This is a genomic window from Coralloluteibacterium stylophorae (genome assembly GCF_018122625.2).
In the GTDB taxonomy this organism is placed as follows: Bacteria; Pseudomonadota; Gammaproteobacteria; order Xanthomonadales; family Xanthomonadaceae; genus Coralloluteibacterium; species Coralloluteibacterium stylophorae.
In genome coordinates this window covers 167,182-188,351 of record NZ_JAGQFT020000004.1, presented here as the reverse complement: position 1 = coordinate 188,351, position 21,170 = coordinate 167,182, and the positions used below count along the sequence as shown (strand labels likewise).

19 protein-coding genes are annotated in these 21,170 nt (G+C 73.2%); 11 read left to right on the top strand and 8 right to left on the bottom strand.

Going from position 1 to position 21,170, the window contains the following annotated elements; genetic code table 11:
• Positions 1–232: 232 nt before the first annotated feature.
• Positions 233–1,147 (top strand): DUF808 domain-containing protein, encoded by a 915-nt coding sequence (locus tag KB893_RS07580; protein ID WP_211925809.1) that lies wholly within the window; start codon positions 233–235, stop codon positions 1,145–1,147.
• Here KB893_RS07580 and KB893_RS07575 read toward each other — a convergent pair.
• A complete protein-coding gene (locus KB893_RS07575) occupies positions 1,110–1,772 on the bottom strand; it encodes a DUF998 domain-containing protein (protein ID WP_246505496.1) in 663 nt (220 codons plus the stop codon). The genes KB893_RS07580 and KB893_RS07575 overlap by 38 nt on opposite strands.
• Positions 1,773–1,896: 124 nt before the next feature.
• Here KB893_RS07575 and KB893_RS07570 point away from each other — a divergent pair, with 124 nt between their 5' ends.
• Positions 1,897–2,169 (top strand): DUF4242 domain-containing protein, encoded by a 273-nt coding sequence (locus tag KB893_RS07570; RefSeq protein ID WP_211925810.1) that lies wholly within the window; start codon positions 1,897–1,899, stop codon positions 2,167–2,169.
• A 17-nt stretch (positions 2,170–2,186) separates the two neighbouring features.
• Here KB893_RS07570 and KB893_RS07565 read toward each other — a convergent pair whose 3' ends face one another.
• Complete coding sequence (locus KB893_RS07565; protein ID WP_211925811.1) at positions 2,187–3,749, bottom strand: GGDEF domain-containing protein; 1,563 nt, start codon at positions 3,747–3,749, stop codon at positions 2,187–2,189.
• An 87-nt stretch (positions 3,750–3,836) separates the two neighbouring features.
• The gene (locus KB893_RS07560) at positions 3,837–4,313 is read right to left on the bottom strand and encodes a hypothetical protein (protein WP_211925812.1); all 477 of its coding nucleotides are present in this window, start codon (positions 4,311–4,313) and stop codon (positions 3,837–3,839) included.
• Between the two features lie 135 nt (positions 4,314–4,448).
• Here KB893_RS07560 and KB893_RS07555 point away from each other — a divergent pair, with 135 nt between their 5' ends.
• Both KB893_RS07555 and KB893_RS07550 read left to right on the top strand, forming a co-directional pair.
• Positions 4,449–4,913: a DUF4410 domain-containing protein gene (locus KB893_RS07555; protein WP_211925813.1), complete on the top strand. Its 465-nt coding sequence runs from the start codon at positions 4,449–4,451 to the stop codon at positions 4,911–4,913.
• Positions 4,914–4,991: 78 nt separating this feature from the next.
• A complete protein-coding gene (locus tag KB893_RS07550; protein WP_377730300.1) occupies positions 4,992–5,822 on the top strand; it encodes a TrmH family RNA methyltransferase in 831 nt (276 codons plus the stop codon).
• On the opposite strand, the gene KB893_RS07545 is transcribed toward KB893_RS07550, so the two are convergent.
• Genes KB893_RS07545 through KB893_RS07530 form a run of 4 tightly spaced genes read right to left on the bottom strand, consistent with a single transcriptional unit; the run spans position 5,823 to position 9,546 of the window.
• On the bottom strand, positions 5,823–6,872 hold the full coding sequence (locus tag KB893_RS07545) for an ATP-grasp domain-containing protein (protein WP_211925815.1): 1,050 nt from the start codon (positions 6,870–6,872) through the stop codon (positions 5,823–5,825).
• Positions 6,869–8,065, bottom strand: a complete 1,197-nt coding sequence (locus KB893_RS07540) for a peptidase MATCAP family protein (RefSeq protein WP_211925816.1) — start codon at positions 8,063–8,065, stop codon at positions 6,869–6,871. The genes KB893_RS07545 and KB893_RS07540 overlap by 4 nt, the downstream gene beginning before the upstream one ends.
• Positions 8,062–8,868, bottom strand: a complete 807-nt coding sequence (locus tag KB893_RS07535; protein ID WP_211925817.1) for an N-formylglutamate amidohydrolase — start codon at positions 8,866–8,868, stop codon at positions 8,062–8,064. The genes KB893_RS07540 and KB893_RS07535 overlap by 4 nt, the downstream gene beginning before the upstream one ends.
• 45 nt (positions 8,869–8,913) lie before the next feature.
• Positions 8,914–9,546 (bottom strand): cysteine hydrolase family protein, encoded by a 633-nt coding sequence (locus KB893_RS07530; protein ID WP_211925818.1) that lies wholly within the window; start codon positions 9,544–9,546, stop codon positions 8,914–8,916.
• A 125-nt stretch (positions 9,547–9,671) separates the two neighbouring features.
• Between KB893_RS07530 and KB893_RS07525 the strand changes: the two genes are divergently transcribed.
• On the top strand, positions 9,672–11,006 hold the full coding sequence (locus KB893_RS07525; RefSeq protein ID WP_211925819.1) for an aspartyl protease family protein: 1,335 nt from the start codon (positions 9,672–9,674) through the stop codon (positions 11,004–11,006).
• 94 nt (positions 11,007–11,100) lie between these two features.
• A complete protein-coding gene (locus KB893_RS07520; RefSeq protein ID WP_211925820.1) occupies positions 11,101–13,068 on the top strand; it encodes a PhoX family protein in 1,968 nt (655 codons plus the stop codon).
• A gap of 4 nt (positions 13,069–13,072) precedes the next feature.
• Here the strand turns inward: KB893_RS07520 and KB893_RS07515 are convergent, their stop codons facing one another.
• Positions 13,073–15,376 (bottom strand): xanthine dehydrogenase family protein molybdopterin-binding subunit, encoded by a 2,304-nt coding sequence (locus tag KB893_RS07515; RefSeq protein ID WP_211925821.1) that lies wholly within the window; start codon positions 15,374–15,376, stop codon positions 13,073–13,075.
• 225 nt (positions 15,377–15,601) lie between these two features.
• On the opposite strand from KB893_RS07515, the gene fdhF reads away from it, so the two are divergent.
• The 5 genes from fdhF to KB893_RS07495 all read left to right on the top strand — a co-directional run bounded on the left by fdhF (position 15,602) and on the right by KB893_RS07495 (position 21,161).
• Positions 15,602–18,574 (top strand): formate dehydrogenase subunit alpha, encoded by a 2,973-nt coding sequence (gene fdhF, locus KB893_RS07510; RefSeq protein WP_211925822.1) that lies wholly within the window; start codon positions 15,602–15,604, stop codon positions 18,572–18,574.
• Entirely contained in the window at positions 18,574–19,059 is a 486-nt protein-coding gene (locus KB893_RS07505) for a helical membrane plugin domain-containing protein (RefSeq protein WP_211925823.1), read from the top strand. The genes fdhF and KB893_RS07505 overlap by 1 nt, the downstream gene beginning before the upstream one ends.
• Positions 19,060–19,205: 146 nt before the next feature.
• On the top strand, positions 19,206–19,292 hold the full coding sequence (locus tag KB893_RS18855) for a small membrane protein YohP (RefSeq protein ID WP_452094279.1): 87 nt from the start codon (positions 19,206–19,208) through the stop codon (positions 19,290–19,292).
• A gap of 72 nt (positions 19,293–19,364) precedes the next feature.
• On the top strand, positions 19,365–19,970 hold the full coding sequence (locus KB893_RS07500) for a flavodoxin family protein (RefSeq protein ID WP_211925824.1): 606 nt from the start codon (positions 19,365–19,367) through the stop codon (positions 19,968–19,970).
• 165 nt (positions 19,971–20,135) lie between these two features.
• Positions 20,136–21,161 (top strand): mechanosensitive ion channel family protein, encoded by a 1,026-nt coding sequence (locus KB893_RS07495; protein ID WP_211925825.1) that lies wholly within the window; start codon positions 20,136–20,138, stop codon positions 21,159–21,161.
• Positions 21,162–21,170 lie beyond the last annotated feature (9 nt).

The following is a 21,170-nucleotide window of genomic DNA, read 5'->3' as shown; positions in this document are numbered from 1 at the left end:
GTGGAGTGGCCTGTCGGGTGATGTGTGCGCGCGGCAGCGGATCAAGCGCGGGTGCCGGCCTGTGGGCCGCGCACGGTGGGACGCTGCGTCGCGGCGGTGCGGGCCGGCGCGGCGCCACGCCGACCCGCGACCGTGCCGGCCGCACGGTGATCCGGGGGTGAGCGCAGGCGGACGCGGCCGCGACGCGCGGATGAGGGAGAATCGCCCTCCCAACCCACTTCACGGATCCCGCATGGCCGGCGCCAGCCTGTTCACCCTGCTCGACGACATCGCCGCGCTGCTGGACGACGTCGCGCTGCTGACCAAGGTCGCGGCCAAGAAGAGCGCCGGCGTGCTCGGCGACGACCTCGCCCTCAACGCCCAGCAGGTCACCGGGGTCAGCGCCAGGCGCGAGCTGCCGGTGGTGTGGGCGGTGGCCAAGGGCTCGCTGCTGAACAAGCTGATCCTGGTGCCCGCCGCGCTGGCGGTGGGCACCTGGCTGCCGTGGGCGATCGTGCCGCTGATGATGGTCGCCGGCGCCTACCTGTGCTTCGAGGGCGTGGAGAAGCTCGCGCACCGCTTCCTGCACTCGAAGGAGGAGGACGCCGCGCACCACGCCCAGCACCGGCAGGCGCTGGCCGACGAGAAGATCGACCCGGTCGCCTACGAGAAGGACAAGATCAGGGGCGCGATCCGCACCGACTTCATCCTCTCCGCCGAGATCATCGTGCTGACCCTGAACACGGTGGCCGGCGCACCCTTCCTGCAGCGGCTGACGGTGCTGGCGCTGATCGCGCTGGCCATGACCGCCGGCGTCTACGGGCTGGTCGCCGGCATCGTCAAGCTCGACGACGCCGGCCTGGCGCTGAGCCGGCGCGGCGGCGCGCTGGCGCTGCTGGGACGTGGGCTGCTGCTGTTCGCGCCGTGGCTGATGAAGGCGCTGTCGGTCGCCGGCACCGCGGCGATGTTCCTGGTCGGCGGCGGCATCCTGGTGCACGACATCGCCTTCCTGCACCACCTGGTCGAAGGCGTCGCGCCGGCGGGCATCCTCGGCTCGCTGGTCGCGCTGCTGGCCGACCTGGTCGTCGGCATCGTCGCCGGTGCGCTGGTGCTGACCGCGGTGACTGCGTTCAAGCGCCTGCGCGGGAAGCCGGCGCCGGCGCACTGACGGCGGCGCGCGCCTGCCGGTGCAGGCGCAGCGCGACCGCCGCCATCCACGCCACGATCAGCGCGATCACCGCCTTCTGCGCGAGCCCGCGCGGCAGCCCCCCGGCCAGCCCGAGCGCCCACACCGAGGCGAAGCCGGCGAGCGCGCCCGGCAGCGCCCACACCAGCGTCGGACGCCAGTGCGGATCGAGCCGGAAGCGCAGCGCCTGCAGCACCATGCCGGCGGTCGCGCCGAGGAACGCGCCCTGCGCGGCGATCCCGTGCACCAGGTTCTCGAAGGTCTGGGGCGCGTCCGGCAGGCGCATGGCGGCGAAGGCGGTGACCACCAGCGCCACCGCCGCGAGCGCGAACAGCAGCGTCGGCGCCGCGCTGCGCGCGGCAGGGACCAGCGCCCGCCACAGGCCCAGCGCCAGCGCGACCATCGCCACCGCCATGGCGCAGTAGGCCGCCTGCAGCAGCCGTCCGCGCGGCTCCAGCAGGTACAGGCTCATCTGGCTGGCGATCCAGTCCAGGTCCGGGCGCAGGAACTGCATCAGCACGCAGGTGGCGACGAACAGGCCGAGGCCGGCGAGCGCCAGGCGCGACAGCAGGAGGGAGACGGCGGGCGTGGATGGCGTGGAAGGCATCGCTGCGGCGGGCGTGGCGCGGCCGCAGAGTGTGCCGCGGGCGGCGCGGCTCCGCTGCGCCGCAGCGCGAGCCCGTGGCGCACCGGGCCTAGACTCCGGGCACCATCCAGCTGGAGCGCGTGCCATGCCCAAGTACGTCATCGAGCGCAGCATTCCCGGCGCCGGCGATCTCTCCCGCGAGCAGTTGCAGGGCATCTCGCAGACTTCCTGCGGCGTGCGCGCCGGCATGGGGCCGCAGATCCAGTGGCTGCACAGCTACGTGACCGGCGACAAGATCTACTGCCTCTACATCGCGCCCGACGAGGCGAGCATCCGCGAGCACGCCAGCCGCGGCGGCTTCCCCGCCGACAGCGTCGCCGAGGTGAAGGGCATCATCGACCCGACCACCGCCGAGTGACGGCTTCGGGCGCGGCCCTATTTCGCCGCGACCACCCGGTTCTTGCCGCCCTTCTTGGCCTGGTACATGGCGCCGTCGGCGCGCTTGAGGAGGACGTCGCGCGTCTCGCTCGGCGCGCGCTGGGCGACGCCGCCGCTGAAGCTTAGGACGATGCGCGCCTCCTCGTGCAGCAGCGGCCGGCCGACCAGCGCCTGCTGCGCGCGCGCGACCGCGGCAGAGGCCTCGTACAGGGTGGTGTCGGGCATCAGCAGCAGGAACTCCTCGCCGCCGAAGCGCGCCAGCGCGTCGCTGCCGCGCAGCACCGTGCGCACGAGCTCGGCGAAGTGGCGCAGCGCCGCGTCGCCGCCGAGGTGGCCGTGGGTCTCGTTGAGGCGGCGGAAATCGTCGAGGTCGACCAGCGCCACGCACAGCGGCGCGCCCGAGCGCTCCGCCCGCGCCGCTTCGCGTTCGTAGAGTTCCTCGAACCCGCGCCGGTTGAGCACGCCGGTGAGCTGGTCGGCGCGCGCCTGGCCGCTGGCGTCCTGCAGCTGCTGCTCGAGGCGCAGGATGCGCTGCTCGGCGGCCTCGACCTCCTGGCGCGCCTCGAGCATGCGGTCGCGCGCGCGCAGCGCCTGCTCCTGCGCGCGGCCGGTCTCGGCCAGCACGTCGTCGAGGACGCGGTTGAGCTCCCCGATGCTACGCGCGCCGCGGATCGCCTGCGAATAGCCCTCGATGCGGTCGTGGAACTCGCCGGTGCTCGCGGCCATGCCGTTCAGGCGGTCGACGAAGGTGACCATCATCTCCTTCATCGCGTCCTTGGACTCGGCCATGCTCTGCTTGAGCAGGCCCTGCCGGTAGATGACCTCGCGCAGGCTGCTGCGCGCGTCCTCGACGGACAGGCGGTCGATCGGCCCGGAGATGAGTTCGCGAACGATCGCGATCTGGCCGTGCAGCCAGCTGCTGTCGTCGAGCAGCTCGGTGACGTTCTCCAGCAGCAGGTCGAACAGGCCCAGGATCAGGCGCTGCTGCTCGGCGGCCTCGTCGGCGCGCATGCTGACGCGGTGGCAGAGCTGCTTGAGCCGGCGCGCGTAGGTCTCGGCGTCGGCCTCGCCGGCCCAGTGCTTGAGGATGTCGGCCAGCGCCTGCGCCTCCTCGGCGAGGTCGGGCGCGGGCTGCAGCAGGGGACCCAGCGCCATGGCCAGGATGCGTCGCAGCAGGTCGCGCAGCAGCGTGGCCTCGGCGTCCTCGGGCGTCCCCGGCGCGGTGGAGACGATGGTGCTGATGTACTTGTCGATCAGCTGGCGCAGTCCGCGGCCGTAGCCCGTCCAGTCCTCGTCGATCGCGCTACGGCGCAGGCGCCGGCCCATGTCGGCGAGTTCGCCGTCGAGGCCGAGCAGGCCGTCGGCGAAGGCGGTGAGCAGGCGGTCCGGGGTGCCGGCGGCGGCGAACAGCTCGGCCAGCGATGCCGGTGGAGTGCGCGGACCGGCGGGCGCACCGGTGGCGGCCAAAGCGGTGCCGGCCAGCGCCGGCGCGGCATCGGCCGCGCGCCGACGCGGCCACAGGCCGCGCAGTCCGCCATCGATCCGCTCGCGCTCCGACATGGTGCCCGTCCGTTTCCCGTGATCGCCGCCGGTCCGGGCCGGCGCACGCGGTATCGGCGCAGCGGCGGCGGACTTGAGGGCGCGACCTCAGGCCACGCGCACGTACAGGGCGTGTGGCGCCCATGGCGCGGGATCGCGGCTCAGCCAGAGCTCGGCGACGACGTCGCCGTCCCAGGCGGCGACCGCACCGGTGACCGTCGCCGGCGCCTCGATGACGGCACGCAGCGGCGCGGGCGCCTCGTCCAGCAGTTCCTGCGCCCCGTCGTCGACCAGCAGGCTGAAGCGCGTCAGCGAGCCGTCGGCCCGGGTCAGCGCCAGGTAGCCGGCGCCCAGCGGCAGCACCGCGCCCGGACCGGTATGCCCAGCGGGCAGGGACTCGGTGTAGTCGAGCAGTTCGGAACGGGCGCGCGAGCCGAGGCCGAGGTTGCAGCGCTGTTCCAGCTCCTCGATCAGGCGCAGGGCGGTCATGGCCGCCGCGACCGGGGCGCGCGCCGGCGCCTGGCCGGTGCCGGCGGGCGCGTCGGGCAGCGAAGGGAGATGGGGGGCGGCGCGCATCGCGGGCATGATGACGGAATCGTGAAGGTGCCGTTTCCGGCATGCACGTGCCGTGCCGCCGGTAGCGACCGCCGCGGACGGCCTGCTACAAGGCCCTGCCGCTCCCCGTGGTGGCCTTCCCCCCGGCAGACATGGAGTTTCGTCATGAAGTGGTCGCTCCTCCTCGCATCCCTGTTCCTGGTCCTGGCCGCCTGCAGCACCTCCAGCCAGGTCCGCACCGCCTACGCGCCGACCGCGGGCGACCGCTTCAGCTACGCGATCGACAACGCCGGCGGGATGAGCACCGAGGCACTGGGCATCTTCCGCGCGCGCCTGGATTCGCAGCTGGCCGCGCGCGGCCTGCTCGCGCAGGGCGGGGGCGATCGCCGCATCGCCATCCGCATCGACGAGTACCGCATGCGCCACGGCGCGGCGCGCGGCCTGCTGGGCGTGATGGCGGGCACCGACAGCATCCTCAGCACGGTCACCGTCACCGATGCCGACGGCCGCGTGCTCGGGCAGATGCAGGTCGACTCCGGCAACGCCACCGCCATGGGCACGGCCACCGGCATGATCGAGACCCATGCCGACGAGGTCGTCGCCTTCGTCTCCGGCGCGCCCGCGTCGTGAGCTGACGCGCAGGGGCAATGCCCGACCGGTCCGCGCCCGCGGATGCGACACTGTGGCGCCCGCCGCCCGGTCAGCCCCATGCGTCGCGATCCGCCCCGTTCCTCCGCCCGCCCCGGCACCGGCCCCTGGGACCGCTCCCGGCCCGCGCGCGGCGCCGTCGAGGCGGCGCCGACGCGCCCGGCCCGCGGCGAGGAACTGCGCCTGTACGGGCTCAACGCGGTGCTGGCCGCGTTCCGCGCGCGGCCGCAGGCGCTGCGCAAGCTGTACTTGGTCGAGGCGCGCATCCCGGTGCTGCAGCCGCTGCTGAAATGGTGCGTCGCGCACCGCATCGGCTATCGGGTGGTGGAAACGGCCGACCTGGACCGTCTCGCCGCCGGCACCCACCACGAGGGCGTGGTCGCCGACCTGCTGCGCGCGCCGGACCTTGCGCTCGACGCCTGGCTCGCCGATCTGGCGTCCGGGCCGCAGCTGGCGCTGTGGCTGGACGGCGTCGGCAACCCGCACAACCTCGGCGCGATCCTGCGCTCGGCGGCGCATTTCGGCGTGGCCGGGGTGCTGCTGCCGGCGGAGTCGGCGCTGGCCCTGTCGGGCGCCGCCGCGCGCGTGGCCGAGGGTGGCGCCGAGGCGGTGCCGCTGGTGCGCATGCCTGCTGCCGGCGAGGCGCCGGCGCGATTGCGTGCGGCCGGGTTCGCGCTGGCCGCGACGGTGGTCGCGGGCGGCGACGACCTGTTCGCCACCACCCTGCCGGACCGGCTGGTCTACGTGCTCGGCAACGAGGGCGAGGGCATGGACGCGGCACTGGCCGCCGCCTGCGACCTGCGCCTGTCGATCCCCGGCAGCGGCGCGGTGGAGAGCCTCAACGTCGCCGCCGCCACCGCGGTGCTGCTCGCCGCCTGGCGCGCGCGCTGATCAGAGCATCGCGAGCTCGCTGTTGCCGAGCTTGCCGCGGTAGTAGCCGCGCAGGCGCACCTTGCGCTCGAGGTCGTCGATGATGTGGCCGCTGAAGTCGGCCTCGGTGAGTTCCTCGGCCATGTTGATGCCGCCGGGCGTGTCGACGTTGATCTCCATCAGCTTGTCGCCGACGATGTCGAGCCCGACGAAGTACATGCCGTCGCGGATCAGCTTCGGGCCCACGATCTCGGCCAGGCGCAGCGCGTCGGCGTCGGGCTCGACAAAGGCGATCTTGCCGCCGGCGCTGATGTTGCTGCGGGCGTCGCCGGAGTCGTTGTAGCGGCGCAGGCAGGCGTACTTGCCGTCGACCACCAGCGGGCGGCCGTTGAGCATCAGCATGCGGATGTCGCCGTCCACCGCCTTCGGCAGGTACTCCTGGACGATGGCGTAGCCGTCGCGGGTCACCGCCTCGATCATCTGGTTGAGGTTGGCCGCGCCGTCCTCGGGCCTGACCACGAACACGCTCTGCCCGCCCGAGCCCTGCAGCGGCTTGATCACGCCGCAGCCGTCGTGGGCGTCGAAGAAGGCGCGGATCTCGGCGACGTCGCGGGTGATGCAGGTGACCGGGCGCACCTCCTCGGGGAACTGCTGGAAGTAGGTCTTGTTCGACGCATCGGTGAGGTGGGTCGGGTCGTTGACCACGATCACCTGCTTGGCCGCGGCCAGCTGCGCGAACAGCAGCGCGCTGTTGGGCGCCCACGGACGGTCGATGACCTCGTCGGCGGGATCGCTGCGCAGCATCAGCACGTCGAGCCCCTCCACCGAGATCTTCGTGCGCGGCGCGTCGTCGGCCTGCACGTCGGCGAGGAAGGCGGCGTCGTCGGCGTACTCGCTGCCGCGCGGGGCGTGCGCGAACGCGCAGATCGAGCCGTCGGCGTCGTAGATGAAGTCCTCCAGCCCGATCAGCGCGACCTCGTGCCCGCGCGCCACCGCGGCGCGGGCCAGGCGGATGGTGGTGTAGTTGTCCTTCTCGGTGGCGATGTCGTTGATGACGAAGCCGAGTCTCATGCTGCGGGTTCCTTCTGGAAGAGCTCGGAGACGGGGATCGTCCGGGCGCGGGCGAGGCGATCGTCGGCCTCGGGATGGGACCAGTAGCGCGGCAGCAGTTCCGGCTCGCGCACCCAGCCCTCGTCGATCAGGCGGTCGAGGATGACGTTGTGGGCGAGCGCGAACTTGCCCACGAACAGGCGCTCGAAGGCGCCGCCCTCGTGCAGGTAGGCGAGCAGGTCGCGCAGGCCGCGCAGGTAGACCGCGTCCTTGGTCAGGCAGCCGCCGCGGCGTGCGCGCACGGCGACGTCGAAGGCGTCGCCGGTGGACAGGCCGTGCTGCTCGTGCAGGCAGTGGAAGATCGCCGGGACGTCCTCGTCGTGCAGCGCCATCTCGGTGGCGACCACGCGCGCAGCGAGGATGCGCAGCCGCTCCGGCGGCAGGAACCCGGCCAGGTACTCCGACAGCACCGCGAGGCCTTCCTGCAACGGGTCGTAGTGGGCGAGGCCGCACTCGAGCTGCCTCAGTGCCTGGCGGCGGCCGTTGTGCCGGGTCACCACGTGGGTGCCGACCTCGTGCTGGACCAGCGGCTGCACGCGCGCACGCGGGATGCGGATGTCGCGCGCGATGTGGAGGTCGCCCTGCGACACCATCAGCAGCGAGGCGAGGTCGTCGTCGACGACGATGCGCGAGGCGAAGCCGGGCACGCGCTCGCGGTACCAGGCGAAGTCGGCCTCGGCCGCGGCGACCACCTCGTCGACTCCGGCGTCGTGCGCGAGCGGCGCGCCGGGCTGGACCCGGTCGAGGATCTCGCGCGCCAGTGCGAGCAGCGTCGGCTCCACGTCGCCGAACAGGTCGATGCTCGCGCCGATGAAGCCGTCGGTGCCGCGCAGGCGCACCAGTTCGAGCTGGCGGTCGAGCTCGCGCTGCTTCTCCGAGAGCAGGCCCTGCAGCAGGTGCGACTCGACGTTCTCCACCGGCAGCGCCAGCAGGCGTTCGCGCTGTGCGTGCAGGTCGACCCCGCACTCGCGGTACTCGAAGCCGGGAATCCGCGTGCGCCCGCTGGCCTCGAACTCGCTCCACAGCCGGTCGTTGTGGATCGGCGAGAGCAGCATCAGCCAGTCGATCTCGCCGTCCATGCGCATCAGCGCGGCGTCGACCTCGGCAGCGACCGGCGGCAGCGGCCGCACGGCCTCGTCGGCGGCGACCCTCATCGCGCGAACGCCGGCCGCACCGCGGCCACCGCCGTCTCGAGCCCGGCGCGCAGGTCCTCGAGCGCGGCCAGGTCGACCTGCGCCGACCACTCGTCCATGAAGATCTTCTTGTACTCGAGCGTGATGACGCAGGCCTGGGTCGGATACACCCGGTGCAGCCACTCGGGGAAGTCGCCGCCGTCGGGATAGCGCACGTTCTCGCGCACGTCCGGCGTACGGCCGCGCACAGGCGTCTGCCGCAGCGCCGAGACGAAGCGGTCGAGCACGTCGCCGAACAGGCCGCGGTCGAGCGTGGTCGCGCCGATGTCGATGTCAGGATTGCCTGTGCTCTCGGCCGGGTCCGCGTCGTGGCCGTCGCGGCGATGGTTGTAGCTGTGGATGTCGAGCACCAGGATCCGGCCGAAGCGCGCGACGAGGTCGTCCATCAGCGCGCGGATGTCGCTGCGGAAGCGGTCGTGCGCGGCCCAGGAGCGCTCGAGCTCCGCATCGGGCAGCGGCGCCGACCACACCTCCAGGCCCCAGGTGTCCTCGGGGCGGCGCGAGACCGAGCGCTCGCGCGGACGGTTGTGGTCGACCTCGAAGCGCGAGCTGCGCACGCGGACCTGGGTATCGCCGACGGTGGAGAGGACACCGGTCATCGGGTCCTCCTCGCGCCGGCGCTCGTCCGGATCCAGGCGCATCCACGGCAGCAGCGACTCGCGGACGCGGTGGCCGTCGTGGATCGCGGCGGTGACGACGGGGCCGTCGCCGACGTGGATCTTCCAGTCGGCGGTGGGAGCGGGGGGCGTTCTCGTGTCAGGCATCGCGGGCTCGCGAACACGTGGACGCGCAGGGTGGCCCCGCGGCGATCAACTCTCCGTGGACGCCCAGGGTGCGCGCCGCAACGCGGGGCGCTCGTGTTCATGCACCGTGCGGCGCAGTCGCGCGGGCGTGATCTGCGACGCGCGCAGCACCGTGGTACCGAAGGCGTCGCTCAGCTGCGCCTGCCAGCGCCGGTGCCGCGCGGCGCTTTCCGACAGCACGCAGTCGGCGGGCGCGAGCATGCGGAAGCCGCGCATGTGCGCATCGGCGGCGGTGGCCAGCACGCAGCGGTCGCCAGCCATGCCGGCGAGAACCAGCACGCGCACGTCGAGGCTGTCGAGCAGCATCTCCAGCGGCGAGCCGTAGAAGGCCGAGTGCCGCGGCTTGATCACGAAGTAGTCCTCGCTCGTCGGGCGCAGGGCGTCGACCACCGGTGCGCCCAGCGAGTCGGCGCCGCCGCAGCGGGCCACGATGTCGCGGAAGTCCGAGCGCCAGTGCCCGTAGTTGTCGTTGGCGTAGATCGTCGGTACGCCATGGCGACCGAGGCGGCGCTTCAGGTCGGCGATCGCGTGCGCGACCGGTTGCGCGCGGCGGGCGAGGGCGGCTCCGCCGGGGAAGGCGAAGTCGCCGATCATGTCGATGACGACGAGGGCGGTATGCGGAATGCGTGCGTGCGGCATGGCTGTCCCCGGGGCGCGGCGACTGCAGCACGGCAGGAGTGAGCGCGCGGTGCAGCGGCGGCATGCATCGGCCATGCACGCCGCTCCGTACGATGGCGCCCTTCCTCGACGCACGGGATGGGCGGATGGATCGCTGGATGGTGGTGGCGGCATCGCTGGCGCTCGCGCTGGCATCGTCGACGGTGCGCGCGGCGTGCGCGGATCCGATGCCCGCGCCCGGTGCGCCGGCGCTCGAACCGCATGCGTTGCGGATGGCGGTCGGCCGCGTCGCCGGCGGCGAACTGTGGGCGCTGCCGCCGTCGGTCGACATCGCCGGCGACGGCGCGGCCGCGCTGCTGGCGCGTGCGGCGGTCGCCGCCGCGGGGTTGGACGTGGATGCCGCGCGCGCGGCGCTGCGGCGCTACTTCGCCGAGCCGGCCGGCGACCGCACGCTGGACGCGACGGCCTGGTCGATCGCCGCCGGCGCCGCCTTCGCCGTCGGCGACTACGACGGCGCCGCGCGCGCCACCGTCGCCTGGGAGGCGGTGCTGCGGCGCGACGGCCGCGCCGGCGATGCCGACCGCGTCGCCCGCAGCCATGCCCTGCCCGCACTGCTGGCCGACGCGCCGCCGCAGTCGCTCGAGCATGCGCCGCGCCGCGCGCGCCTGCCGCTGCGTCGCGACGAGGCCGGACTGCCGCGCGTGCAGGCGTCGATCAACGGCCAGCGCCAGGAGATGGTGCTCGACACCGGCGCCAACCTCTCGGTCCTCAGCGCCTCGGCGGCGCGCCGGCTGGGCGTGCGCGTCGCGGCGCGGCCGGCCAGCGTGCAGAGCTCGACCCGGTCGGCGCTGGGCGCGCGGGTCGGCGTGGCCGAGCGCCTGGAGATCGGCGGCAGCGTGCTGCGCAACGTCGCCTTCCTGGTGCTCGACGACGCGAGCCTGCGCCTGCCGGTGGTGGAGGGCTACCGCATCGATGCGGTGCTGGGCTTCCCGGTGTTCCGGGCGCTGGGCCGGGTCCGCTTCGAGCCGGACGCCTTCGTCGTCGCGCCCGCACCGGCCGCCGACGCCTGCGCCGGCGCGCCGCTGCGGGTCCGCGCCAGCGACCTCTTCGTCGCCGCGCGCGTCGACGGCGTGCACGTGCCCCTGCACCTGGACACCGGCGCCAGTGCGACCTTCCTCACCGCGCGCTTCGGCCAGGCGCATGCGGAGCGCCTGGGCGAGCTGGCCCTGCGCGAACGCCCGCTGGGCGGCGCCGGCGGCGTGGTCCGCGGGCGCGAGGCGGTGTGGCCCGACGTGACCCTGGAACTGGGCGGCCGCAGCCTGCGCTTCCCGGAACTGGCGGTGCAGACCGGCGACGACGGTTTCGGCCACTGGGGCACCCTCGGCCAGGATGCGCTGGGCGCGTTCGCCAGCGTCACCGTCGACCTGGAGGCGATGCGGCTGCGCCTGGGCGCGCCGCTGCCGGCGCCGGACCCGCCGTAACCGGGCGGTCGCGCGGCTGTCACCGGGCGATCAGCGCAGCGTCGCAATCGCCGCGCAGGCTGGCCGTCCCCCGGCCCGCCAGGCAGACGCCCGCATGGACACGTCCGACCGCCCCGCCACGCCCGCTCCCGCTCCCGAGTTCGACAACGAGGACAGCAACCGCTCCGGCAACCGGCCCTTCACCGACGTGCTGCGGGTCAACCTGCAGCGCCGCAGCCTGATGAAGGGCGGCGTCGGCCTGGCCGTGGGCGCCGGCCTGCTCGGCCGCAGCCCGGTCGCCGAGGCGCTCGGGCGCGACATCACCGGGCCGGTGCACGGCCGCGGCACGCTGAACTTCGATGCCGTCCCGGTCGGCCGCGCCGACACCATCGTCGTGCCGGACGGCTACCGCGCCGAGGCGGCGTTCGCCTGGGGCGAGCCGCTGCGCGCGCCGTTCCCGGCGTATCTCGACGGCGGCCTCAACAGCGCCTTCGACCAGCGTCGCCAGGTCGGCCAGCACCATGACGGCGTGCACTACTTCCCGCTGGGCTTCGGCACCCAGGGCAGCAGCCACGGCCTGCTGGTGATGAACCACGAGTACATCGACCCGCAGACCCTGCATCCCGACGGCCCCACCACCGGCGCCGACGGCCGCCGCCCGCTGGAGGAGATCGACAAGGAGATCGCCGCGCACGGCGTCAGCGTGATCGAGATCGCCCGCCGTGGACGGCAGTGGTCGATCGTGCGCGGCGCCTGGAACCGCCGCATCACCGGCGCCACGCCGATGCGCCTGTCCGGCCCGGTGCGCGGGCACGCGCTGGCGCGCACCCGCTACAGCCCGGACGGCACGCGCACGCGCGGCACGCTCAACAACTGCGCCAGCGGCATGAGCCCGTGGGGCACCTACCTCACCTGCGAGGAGAACTGGGCCGGCTACTTCGTCAACCGCGACGCCGCGATCCCGCGCGAGCACGCGCGCTACGGCATCGGCGCCGGCAGCCGCTACGGCTGGGAGTCGCGCCGGCGCCGCTTCGATGCGAGCACGCGCGCCGACGACGCCGCCGGCGACTTCCGCAACAACCCCAACACCTATGGCTGGGTGGTGGAGATCGATCCCGCCGACCCGCGCGCGATGCCGGTCAAGCGCACCGCGCTCGGCCGCTTCGGCCACGAGGGCATCGTGTTCGGCAAGCCGCGCCTGGGCCGGCCGCTGGCCTTCTACATGGGCGACGACGCCACCGGCGAGTACATCTACAAGTTCGTGACTCGCGACCGCTACATCCCCGGCCTCGCGCGCGGGGAGATGCTCGACCACGGCACGCTCTACGCCGCGCGCTTCGACGACGACGGCCGCGGCGAATGGCTGGCGCTGGACATCCACGACCCTGCCTTCCGTGCCGCCGCCGACGCCGCCGGCGTGCACTTCGCCGACCAGGCCGACGTGCTGGTGAACACGCGCCTGGCCGCCGACGTGGCCGGCGCCACGCCGATGGACCGGCCGGAGTGGGGCGCGGTCGATCCGCGCAGCGGCGAGGTCTACTTCACCCTGACCAACAACGGCGCCCGCGCGCCCGGCGACACCGACGAGGCCAACCCGCGGGGGCCCAATCCCTACGGCCACATCATCACCTTCCGCGAGGACGGCGGCCGCAACGAGGCCACCCGCTTCGAGTGGGACCTGTTCCTGCTGGCCGGCCCGCCCGCGGACAGCGTCGCCCCCGACGGCGGCAGCCTGGATGCCGACAACATCCTCGCCAGCCCGGACGGGCTGTGGTTCGACGGCAACGGCCTGCTCTGGATCCAGACCGACATGAGCGGCAGCCAGCTCGCGCAGGGACCGTTCGGCAACAACCAGATGCTGGTCGCCGACCCGCGCACGCGCGTCCTCAAGCGCTTCCTGGTCGGGCCGGTCGGCTGCGAGGTCACCGGCGTCACCGGCACGCCGGACGGGCGCACGCTGTTCGTCAACATCCAGCACCCCGGCGAGAACGGCGGCAGCGACTGGCCGGACGGCAACGGTGCGCGGCCGCGCTCGGCGACGGTGGTTGTGACCCGCGAGGACGGCGGCGTGATCGGCCTCTGAGCGCTCAGGCGCCGGCCAGCGCCGGCGCGGCGAGCAGGGCGTCGAGGCGGATCGGCAGCGTGCGCACGCGCAGGCCGGTGGCGTGGAATACGGCGTTGGCCACCGCCGCGTTCATGCCGGTGACGCCGAGCTCGCCGACGCCCTTGATGCCCAGCGGGTTCACCCGCGTGTCCTCCTCGTCGAGCATCAGGGTGTCGACGCGGCCGATGTCGGCGTGGGTCGGCAGCAGGTATTCGGCGAGGTCGCAGTTGGCGTAGCGTCCGCTGCGCGGGTCGATCTCGGTGGCCTCCCAGAGCGCCGCCGAGGCGCCCCAGACCTGGCCGCCCATGAGCTGGCTGCGCGCGGTGCGCGGGTTGACGATGCGCCCGGCGGCGAACGCCCCGGTCATGCGCGGGATGCGGATGCGGCCGGTGGCGCGGTCGATGCGGACCTCGACGAACTGCGCGCCGAAGGCGAACTGCAGGCGGTCGCGGAGCATGCTGCCGCCGGCGATCACGGGCAGCCCGCGGCGCACCAGCACCGGCCCGATCACCGGCGGCGCGCCGTGCGGCGTATGCGTGGCCTTCTCCACCATCGGCCGCCCGCGGCAGGCGCGGCGCACCGCCTCGGCCAGCGGCTCGCTGGCGTCGCCGATGTGGACGCGGCCGTCGCCGAGCCGCAGCGCCGCCGGCTCCAGGCCGTGCAGCGGCGCGTTGCGCGCCGCCGTCGCGGCCTTGCCGATGCGCGCGCGCAGCGCCTCGCAGGCCAGGGCCACCGCGCTGCACACGCTGGCGGTCGAGCTCGACCCGGCCGACAGCGGCGCGGCCGGCAGATCGCTGTCGCCGATCGCGACCTCCACCGCCTCGATGGCGATGCCGAGCCGGTCGGCGACGGTCTGCGCGATCACCGTGCGGATGCCGGTGCCGATCTCGTGCGTGCCCACCTCCACGCGCGCGCGGAGGTCCGGCGCGAGCGCCACGCGGCAGTCGGCGGGCCCGACCTGGGTCGGGTAGAAGGCGGTGGCGTAGCCGAAGCCCACGACTTCCTCGCCCTCGCGCATCGAGCCCGGCCGCGGATCGCGCCGCGCCCATCCGAACTCGGCCGCGCCGGCGTCGATGCAGCGCACCAGCGAGCGGCTGGTGTAGGGCAACTGGTGCACCGGGTCGACCATCGTGTCGTTGCGGCGGCGCAGCTCCAGCGGGTCGATGTCCAGGGCCCAGGCCAGCTCGTCCATCGCGCACTCCAGCGCGAACAGGTAGGGCGTCTCCGGCGGTGCGCGCATGAAGCCCGGCGTCTGCCGGTCGGCGGCGACGCCGCGCACCCCGGTACGCACGTTGGGGCAGGCGTAGAGCCGCGCGGTGGAGTCCGAGCCGGCCAGTGCGAAATGTTCGCTGCGGCTGCCGAGTTCGCGGCTGTCGTGGCACAGCGCGAGCAGGCGGCCGTCGCGCGCCGCGGCGAGCTGGACGCGATGCCGGGTCTCGGCGCGGAAGCTGCGGATGGTGAAGGCGTCGCGGCGCGAGGCGACCAGCTTCACCGGCCGTCGCAGGCGCCGCGCGGCCAGCGCCACGATCGCGGTGGCCTGGCCAAGTTCGCCGCGCGAGCCGAAGGCGCCGCCGACCACCTGCGAGACCACGCGCACCTGCTTCGGGCGCAGGCCGAGCTGGCGGGCGAGTCCGTGCTGGTAGCCGCGCACGTTCTGGCTCGACTCCCACACCGTGAGCGTGTCGCCGTCCCAGGCGCAGGTCGCCTGGAACAGCTCCAGCGGGTTGTGGTGCTGCGCGGGCGTGGCGTACTCGGTGTCGATCCGCACCGGCGCCGCGGCCAGCGCGGCCTCCGGTTCGCCGGCCGCGAGCGCGGTCTCGCCCATCGCCCTGGGCTCGACCTCCTCCGCGCCCGGGCTGCCGAAGGTCGCCGCATGCGGCTCGCTCCGGTACTCGAAGCGCAGCAGGGCGGCGGCCTCGCGCGCGGCCTCGAAGCTCTCGGCCACCGCCACCGCGACGATCTGCCCGGCGAAGTGCACGGCGTCGGAGGCGAGCGGCGCGATGGCGGTGGCCATGTGGCCCTTGTCCAGCATCCAGGTGCCGGGCCGGATGGCGTCGCCGACGTTGCGGTGGGTGAGGATCACCAGCACCCCGCGCACGCGGCGCGCGGCGCGGTCGTCGATGTCGAGGATGCGGCCGCGGGCGATCGCGGCGGTGGCGAGGCAGGCGAAGGCGGTTCCCGCGACCGGCTCGTCGGCGCCGTAGCGCGCGCGGCCGGTGACCTTGTCGATGCCGTCGACGCGCGCATGGTCACGGCCGATGACGCCGTCGGGCCGGATGGGAGTCATGGCGGGGCGTTCGCGGGGAGCGGGTCGCCAGCCTCGGCCGCGCACGGCCACGGTGCCGTGAATGCAGGCGCGCGCTTCACCGCTGTTTCACCGCGCGCTTCCCACGGTGGCCGTCCGCGTCGCCGCACGCGCGCCGCAGCCGCCGAAGCGGAGCACCGCCCCGATCACCGCCGGGCCTCCCAGCCATCCGTTGCCTGCACGGGCAACGCGAGCCAGGACACGCGCATGACCCGCACACGCTGCACTTTCGTCTACGACGGCCTGCCCATCGAGGCCGACGCCGGCCAGCTGCTGCCGGACGTCCTCGACGCGCAGGGCATCGCGCTGCCGCACGTCTGCTACCACCCGTCGCTGGGGCCGCTGCAGACCTGCGACACCTGCTGGGTGGAGATCGACGGTGAGCTGGTTCGCGGCTGCACCGTCGCGGCGCGCGACGGGCTGGTGGTGGCCGCCAGGGGCGCGCAGGCCGCGGCCGCGCGCGAGGAGGGCATGGACCGCCTGCTGGCCAAGCACGAGCTCTACTGCACGCTGTGCGAGAACAACACCGGCGACTGCACGCTGCACAACAGCTTCGCCGACATGGACATCGCCATCCAGCGCTATCGGTTCGAGCGCAAGCCCTACGACAAGGACGAGTCCAGCCCGTTCTACACCTACGACCCGGACCAGTGCATCCTCTGCGGCCGCTGCGTCGAGGCCTGCCAGAACGTCGAGGTCAACGAGACGCTCAGCATCGACTACCAGTCCGAGCACCCGCGCGTGCTGTGGGACGGCGGCAGGCCGATCGACGAGTCCAGCTGCGTGCACTGCGGCCACTGCGTGACGGTGTGCCCGTGCAACGCGCTCATGGAGAAGACCATGCAGCCCGACGCCGGGCCGCTGACGGCGATGCCGCAGTCGCTCAAGCGCCCGCTGATCGACCTGGTCAAGGACCTGGAGAACACCATCGGCGCGCCGCCGATCACCGCGGTGTCGAAGATGGACATGCACTGGCGGCAGCCGGAGATCAGGCGCACCAAGACCGTGTGCACCTACTGCGGCGTGGGCTGCGCCTTCGAGATGTGGACGCGCGACCGCCACATCCTCAAGGTGCAGCCGGTCGTCGACGCGCCGGCCAACGGCATCTCGACCTGCATCAAGGGCCGCTTCGCCTGGGATTTCGTCAACAGCGACAAGCGCCTGACCACGCCGCTGGTGCGCGAGAACGGCGCCTTCCGCGAGGCGAGCTGGGACGAGGCGCTGGACCTGGTCGCGCGCCGCCTGCTCGCCATCCGCAACGAGCACGGCCCCGACAGCATCGGCTTCATCGGCTCGAGCAAGGCCAGCAACGAGGAGGCCTACCTGACCCAGAAGATCGCGCGGCTGGTGATCGGCACCAACAGCGTCGACAACTCCTCGCGCTACTGCCAGAACCCGGCGACCAAGGGCCTGTTCCGCACCGTCGGCTACGGCGGCGACGCCGGCAGCATCCGCGACATCGAGAGCGCCGCGCTGGTCGTGCTGGTGGGCAGCAACCTCGCCGAGAACCATCCGGTCATCGCCTCCAGGGTCAAGGCGGCGAAGAAGCTGCGCGGGCAGAAGCTCATCGTCGCCGACGTGCGCAGGCACGAGATGGCGCGCCGCGCCGACCTGTTCCTGCGCCCCAACAGCGGCAGCGACACGGTGTGGGCACTGGCGATCGCGCGCTACATCTTCGACCACGGCCTGGAGGACCGGGAGTTCCTCGCCCGACACGTCAACAAGGTCGAGGAGTTCCGCGCCTCGCTGGCGCCGTTCACCCTGGACTTCGCCGAGGAGGTCACCGGCATCCCGCAGGCGCAGCTGGTGGAGGCCGCCGAGATGATCGCGCGCGCGGAGACGGTCTGCCTGCTGTGGGCGATGGGCGTGACCCAGCACAGCCACGGCTCCGACATCAGCACCGCGCTGTCCAACCTGCTGCTGGTCACCGGCAACTACGGCAAGCCCGGCACCGGCGGCTATCCGATGCGCGGGCACAACAACGTGCAGGGCGCCAGCGACTTCGGCTGCCTGAAGAACATGTATCCGGGCTACGAGAAGGTCGAGGAGCCGGGCAACCGCGAGAAGTGGGCGAAGGCCTGGGGCGTGGCGCCCGAGGCGCTGTCCGACCACGTCGGCCTCGACAACTACACGATGGTGCTCGGCGCCGGCGAGGGCAAGGTGCGCGCGATGTTCATCATCGGCGAGGAGACGGCGGTCTCCGACTCGCATGCGAGCCACACCCAGGACGCCTTCCGCAAGCTCGACTTCATGGTGGTGCAGGACATCGTCATGAGCCGTACCGCCGAGTTCGCCGACGTGGTGCTGCCGGCGGCGCCCAGCGTCGAGAAGGAAGGCACCTTCACCAATACCGAGCGGCGCATCCAGCGCTTCTACAGGGTGCTCGAGCCGCTCGGCGACAGCCGCCCCGACTGGGAGATCCTCACCGACCTGGCCCGGCGCATGGGCCACGACTGGGGCTATACCCACCCCTCGCAGATCATGGACGAGGTCGCCGGCATCGCCGACATGTTCGCCGGGGTGAGCTACGAGCGTCTGGAAGGCTGGAAGTCGCTGCAGTGGCCGGTGGCGAAGGACGGTACCGACACGCCGCTGCTCTACACCGACGGCTTCCACACCGAGGACGGCAAGGCCACCTTCCATCCGCTGGAATGGAAGCCGCCGGAGGAGGCACCCGACGCGGAGTACGACCTGCTCCTCGACAACGGGCGCCTGCTCGAGCACTTCCAGTCGACCAACCAGACCGGCCCCGGCGGGCGTATCGACAGCCAGGTGCCGGCCTGGTTCGTCGAGGTCGGGTCCGATCTCGCCGCCGAACGCGGCATCGAGGACGGCACTTGGCTGCGGGTGACCTCGCGCCGCGACAGCGTCGAGGTGCGCGCGGTGGTGACCGACCGCGTCCAGGGCCGCACCCTGTACATGCCGATCCACCATGTGAAGCCGGGCATGAACCAGCTCACCGGCCCGCACCACGACCCCGACGTCGACACCCCGGCCTACAAGGAGACCGCGGTGCGCATCGAGGTGCTGCCGCGGCCGAAGGGCGAGCCGGCGCTGCCCTACAACAACTACCGCTACGGCCAGCGCACGCCCAACGGCGGCACCGACGCCGGGGCGAAGTGGGCGCGTCCCGACTACGTCGAACCGCCCGCGACCCTGGCCCACCCGGAGAGGATGTGATGGCCGAACCGCTGAACTACACGCCGCGCCCGCCGCAGATCGGCCCGACCGCGCAGGAGGAACTCGACCGCCTGGTCGAGACCCTGCACGCCCACGGCGTGCTGCGCTTCGCCAACGACCTGGTCGCCAGCAACACCCGGATCGCCGAGGTCCTGGCCAACGGGCTGAACATGCCCGGATCGCGGCGCGCGATCCAGAACGCGGCCACCGTCTTCATGGCGCTGTCGCAGATCGAGCCGCGCGACTGCTATCGCGTGAGCATGGCGCTCAAGGATGGGCTGCAGGCGCTGGCGCGGGAAGCGCCGGCCGCGGACGAGGAGAGCGGGGCGCCGGGCGTGAAAGGCGTCTACCGCATGCTGCACGACGAGGACCTGTGGCGTGCGGTCACGCCGTTCGTGGATGCGCTGAAGGCCTTCGCGCACGGCATGGAGCGCGAGGTGGACAAGCCGATCTCGGACTTCACCGGCAAGCCCAGCTCCGCCTGACCCGATACCGCTCCGTGCACTTCGCCGTCGCACCGCGTTGATCGCCGCGTCGCGGGGTCGCGCGTAGCGTCGCGCCCTCCTAATCCCATCGGCGCATCGTCGCGCCCGTCCGCAGCGCTCGCGCGCGGCATCCAACGGAGACCGCCATGCTCAAGTTCCTGGGTTCCACCATCGGCATCATCTTCCTCATCGGCCTGGTCGTGGTGATCGGCCTGCTGATGCTGATCTTCTGATCGATCCCGCCGGCGCTGCGCCGCCCTGGGTGGCCCGGCGCTCGTCCACCGTTGCCCACCTGGAGGCACGACATGGCGCTGCGCGCATTCGGAATGAACTGCACCCTCAAGGGCGGGCCCGCGCCGTCCTCGACCCAGGTCCTGCTCGACCAGGTGCTGGGCGCCATCGGCAGCCACGATGTCGAGACCGGCCACGCCCGCGTCGTCGACCACGACGTGCGCCCGGGCGTCAGCGCCGACGAGGGCGAGGGCGACGCCTGGCCGGCGCTGCGCCGGCGCGTGCTGGACGCCGACATCCTGGTGCTGGCCACGCCGATCTGGATGGGGCAGCCGTCCAGCGTCGCCAAGCGCGTGCTCGAACGCATGGACGCCTTCCTCGGCGAGATCGACGACCAGGGTCGCTATCCCACCTGGGGACGGGTGGCGGTCGTCGCCGTGGTCGGCAACGAGGACGGCGCGCACCACGTCAGCGCGGAGCTGTACCAGGCGCTGGCCGATGTCGGCTTCACCATCCCCGGTACCACGCCGGCCTACTGGGTCGGCGAGGCCATGGGCAGCACCGACTTCAAGGATCTCCCGCGCACGCCGGAGAAGGTCGAGCGCACGGTGAAGGCGCTCGCGAGCTGTGCAGTGCATCTCGCCCGCCTGCTCAAGGCCAATCCCTATCCCGCGCCCTGAGCCGTGCCCCGCGGCCGCTGCGGGCCACGTCCGCGGTGCATGCGCCGCCGTGCGCCGGGAGCGCCGGCGACCGGCGCCGGATGACCGCCACGCGACCGGCCCGGGATGCCCTCCTCCACGCCGGCGCGGCCAGGGTCGGCGCTCCGGTCCGCCTACGGAAGCCGCATGAGCCCAAGCCCCGCGTTCGACTTCGACCCCGTCCTGCAGCGCCTGGCCGAGGAGAGCCTGCGCCTGGTCGCCGCGCTGCCGTTCCTGGCGCTGGCCCTGTTCGTGGTGTGGCTGGCGTGGCTGCTGGGCCGCTGGCTGGCGCGGCGCGCGCTGGTCGCGCGGCTGGGGCGCCGCAATCCCTTCCTGCGCGAGCTCGGCCGCACCACGGTGCGCTGGCTGGTGCTGCTGGGCGGCGTGCTGGTCGCGCTGGAGATCATGGATGCGACCGCCCTGGTCGGCGCGGTGCTGGGCACCGCCGGCGTGCTCGGCGTGGCGCTCGGCTTCGCGTTCAAGGACATCCTCGAGAACTACCTCGCCGGCATCCTGATGAGCCTGCGCCAGCCGTTCGCCCCGCGCGACCACGTGGTGATCGACGGCAACGAGGGCCTGGTGGTGGCGCTGACCTCGCGGGCGACCGTGCTGATCACCCTCGACGGCAACCACCTGCGCCTGCCCAACGCGCTGGTGTTCCGCAGCGTCACCCTGAACTACACGCGCAACCCGAGCCGGCGCTTCGAGTTCGACGTCGGCATCGGCGTCGAGGAGGACCTGGTCCGCGCGCAGCAGCTGGGCGTCGCCGAGCTCGGCACGATCGATGGCGTGGTAGCCGAGCCGCCGCCGCGGGCCTTCATCGTCAGCCTGGGCGACTCCAACGTGCAGGTGCGCTTCCACGGCTGGGTCGACCAGCGCGAGCACGAGTTCCTGCTCGTCCGCAGCGAGGCGATACGCCGGGTCAAGCTGCGCCTGGAGGCGGCGGGCATGGACATGCCGGAGCCGATCTACCGGGTCCAGCTCCATGGAACCACGGTGCCCGGCCTGCCGGCGCCGGAGCCGCGCCGCCGCCCGTCCGCACCGGAGCAGGGCGACGCCGCGGTGGCGGCGCCCGACACCCGCGCCACGCGCGATCTCGCCGGGCAGATCGAGCAGGACCTGCGCGGGCGTCAGGGCGCCGGCCTGCTGGATCCGGCAGCGCCGCAGGAATGAGATGCCGAC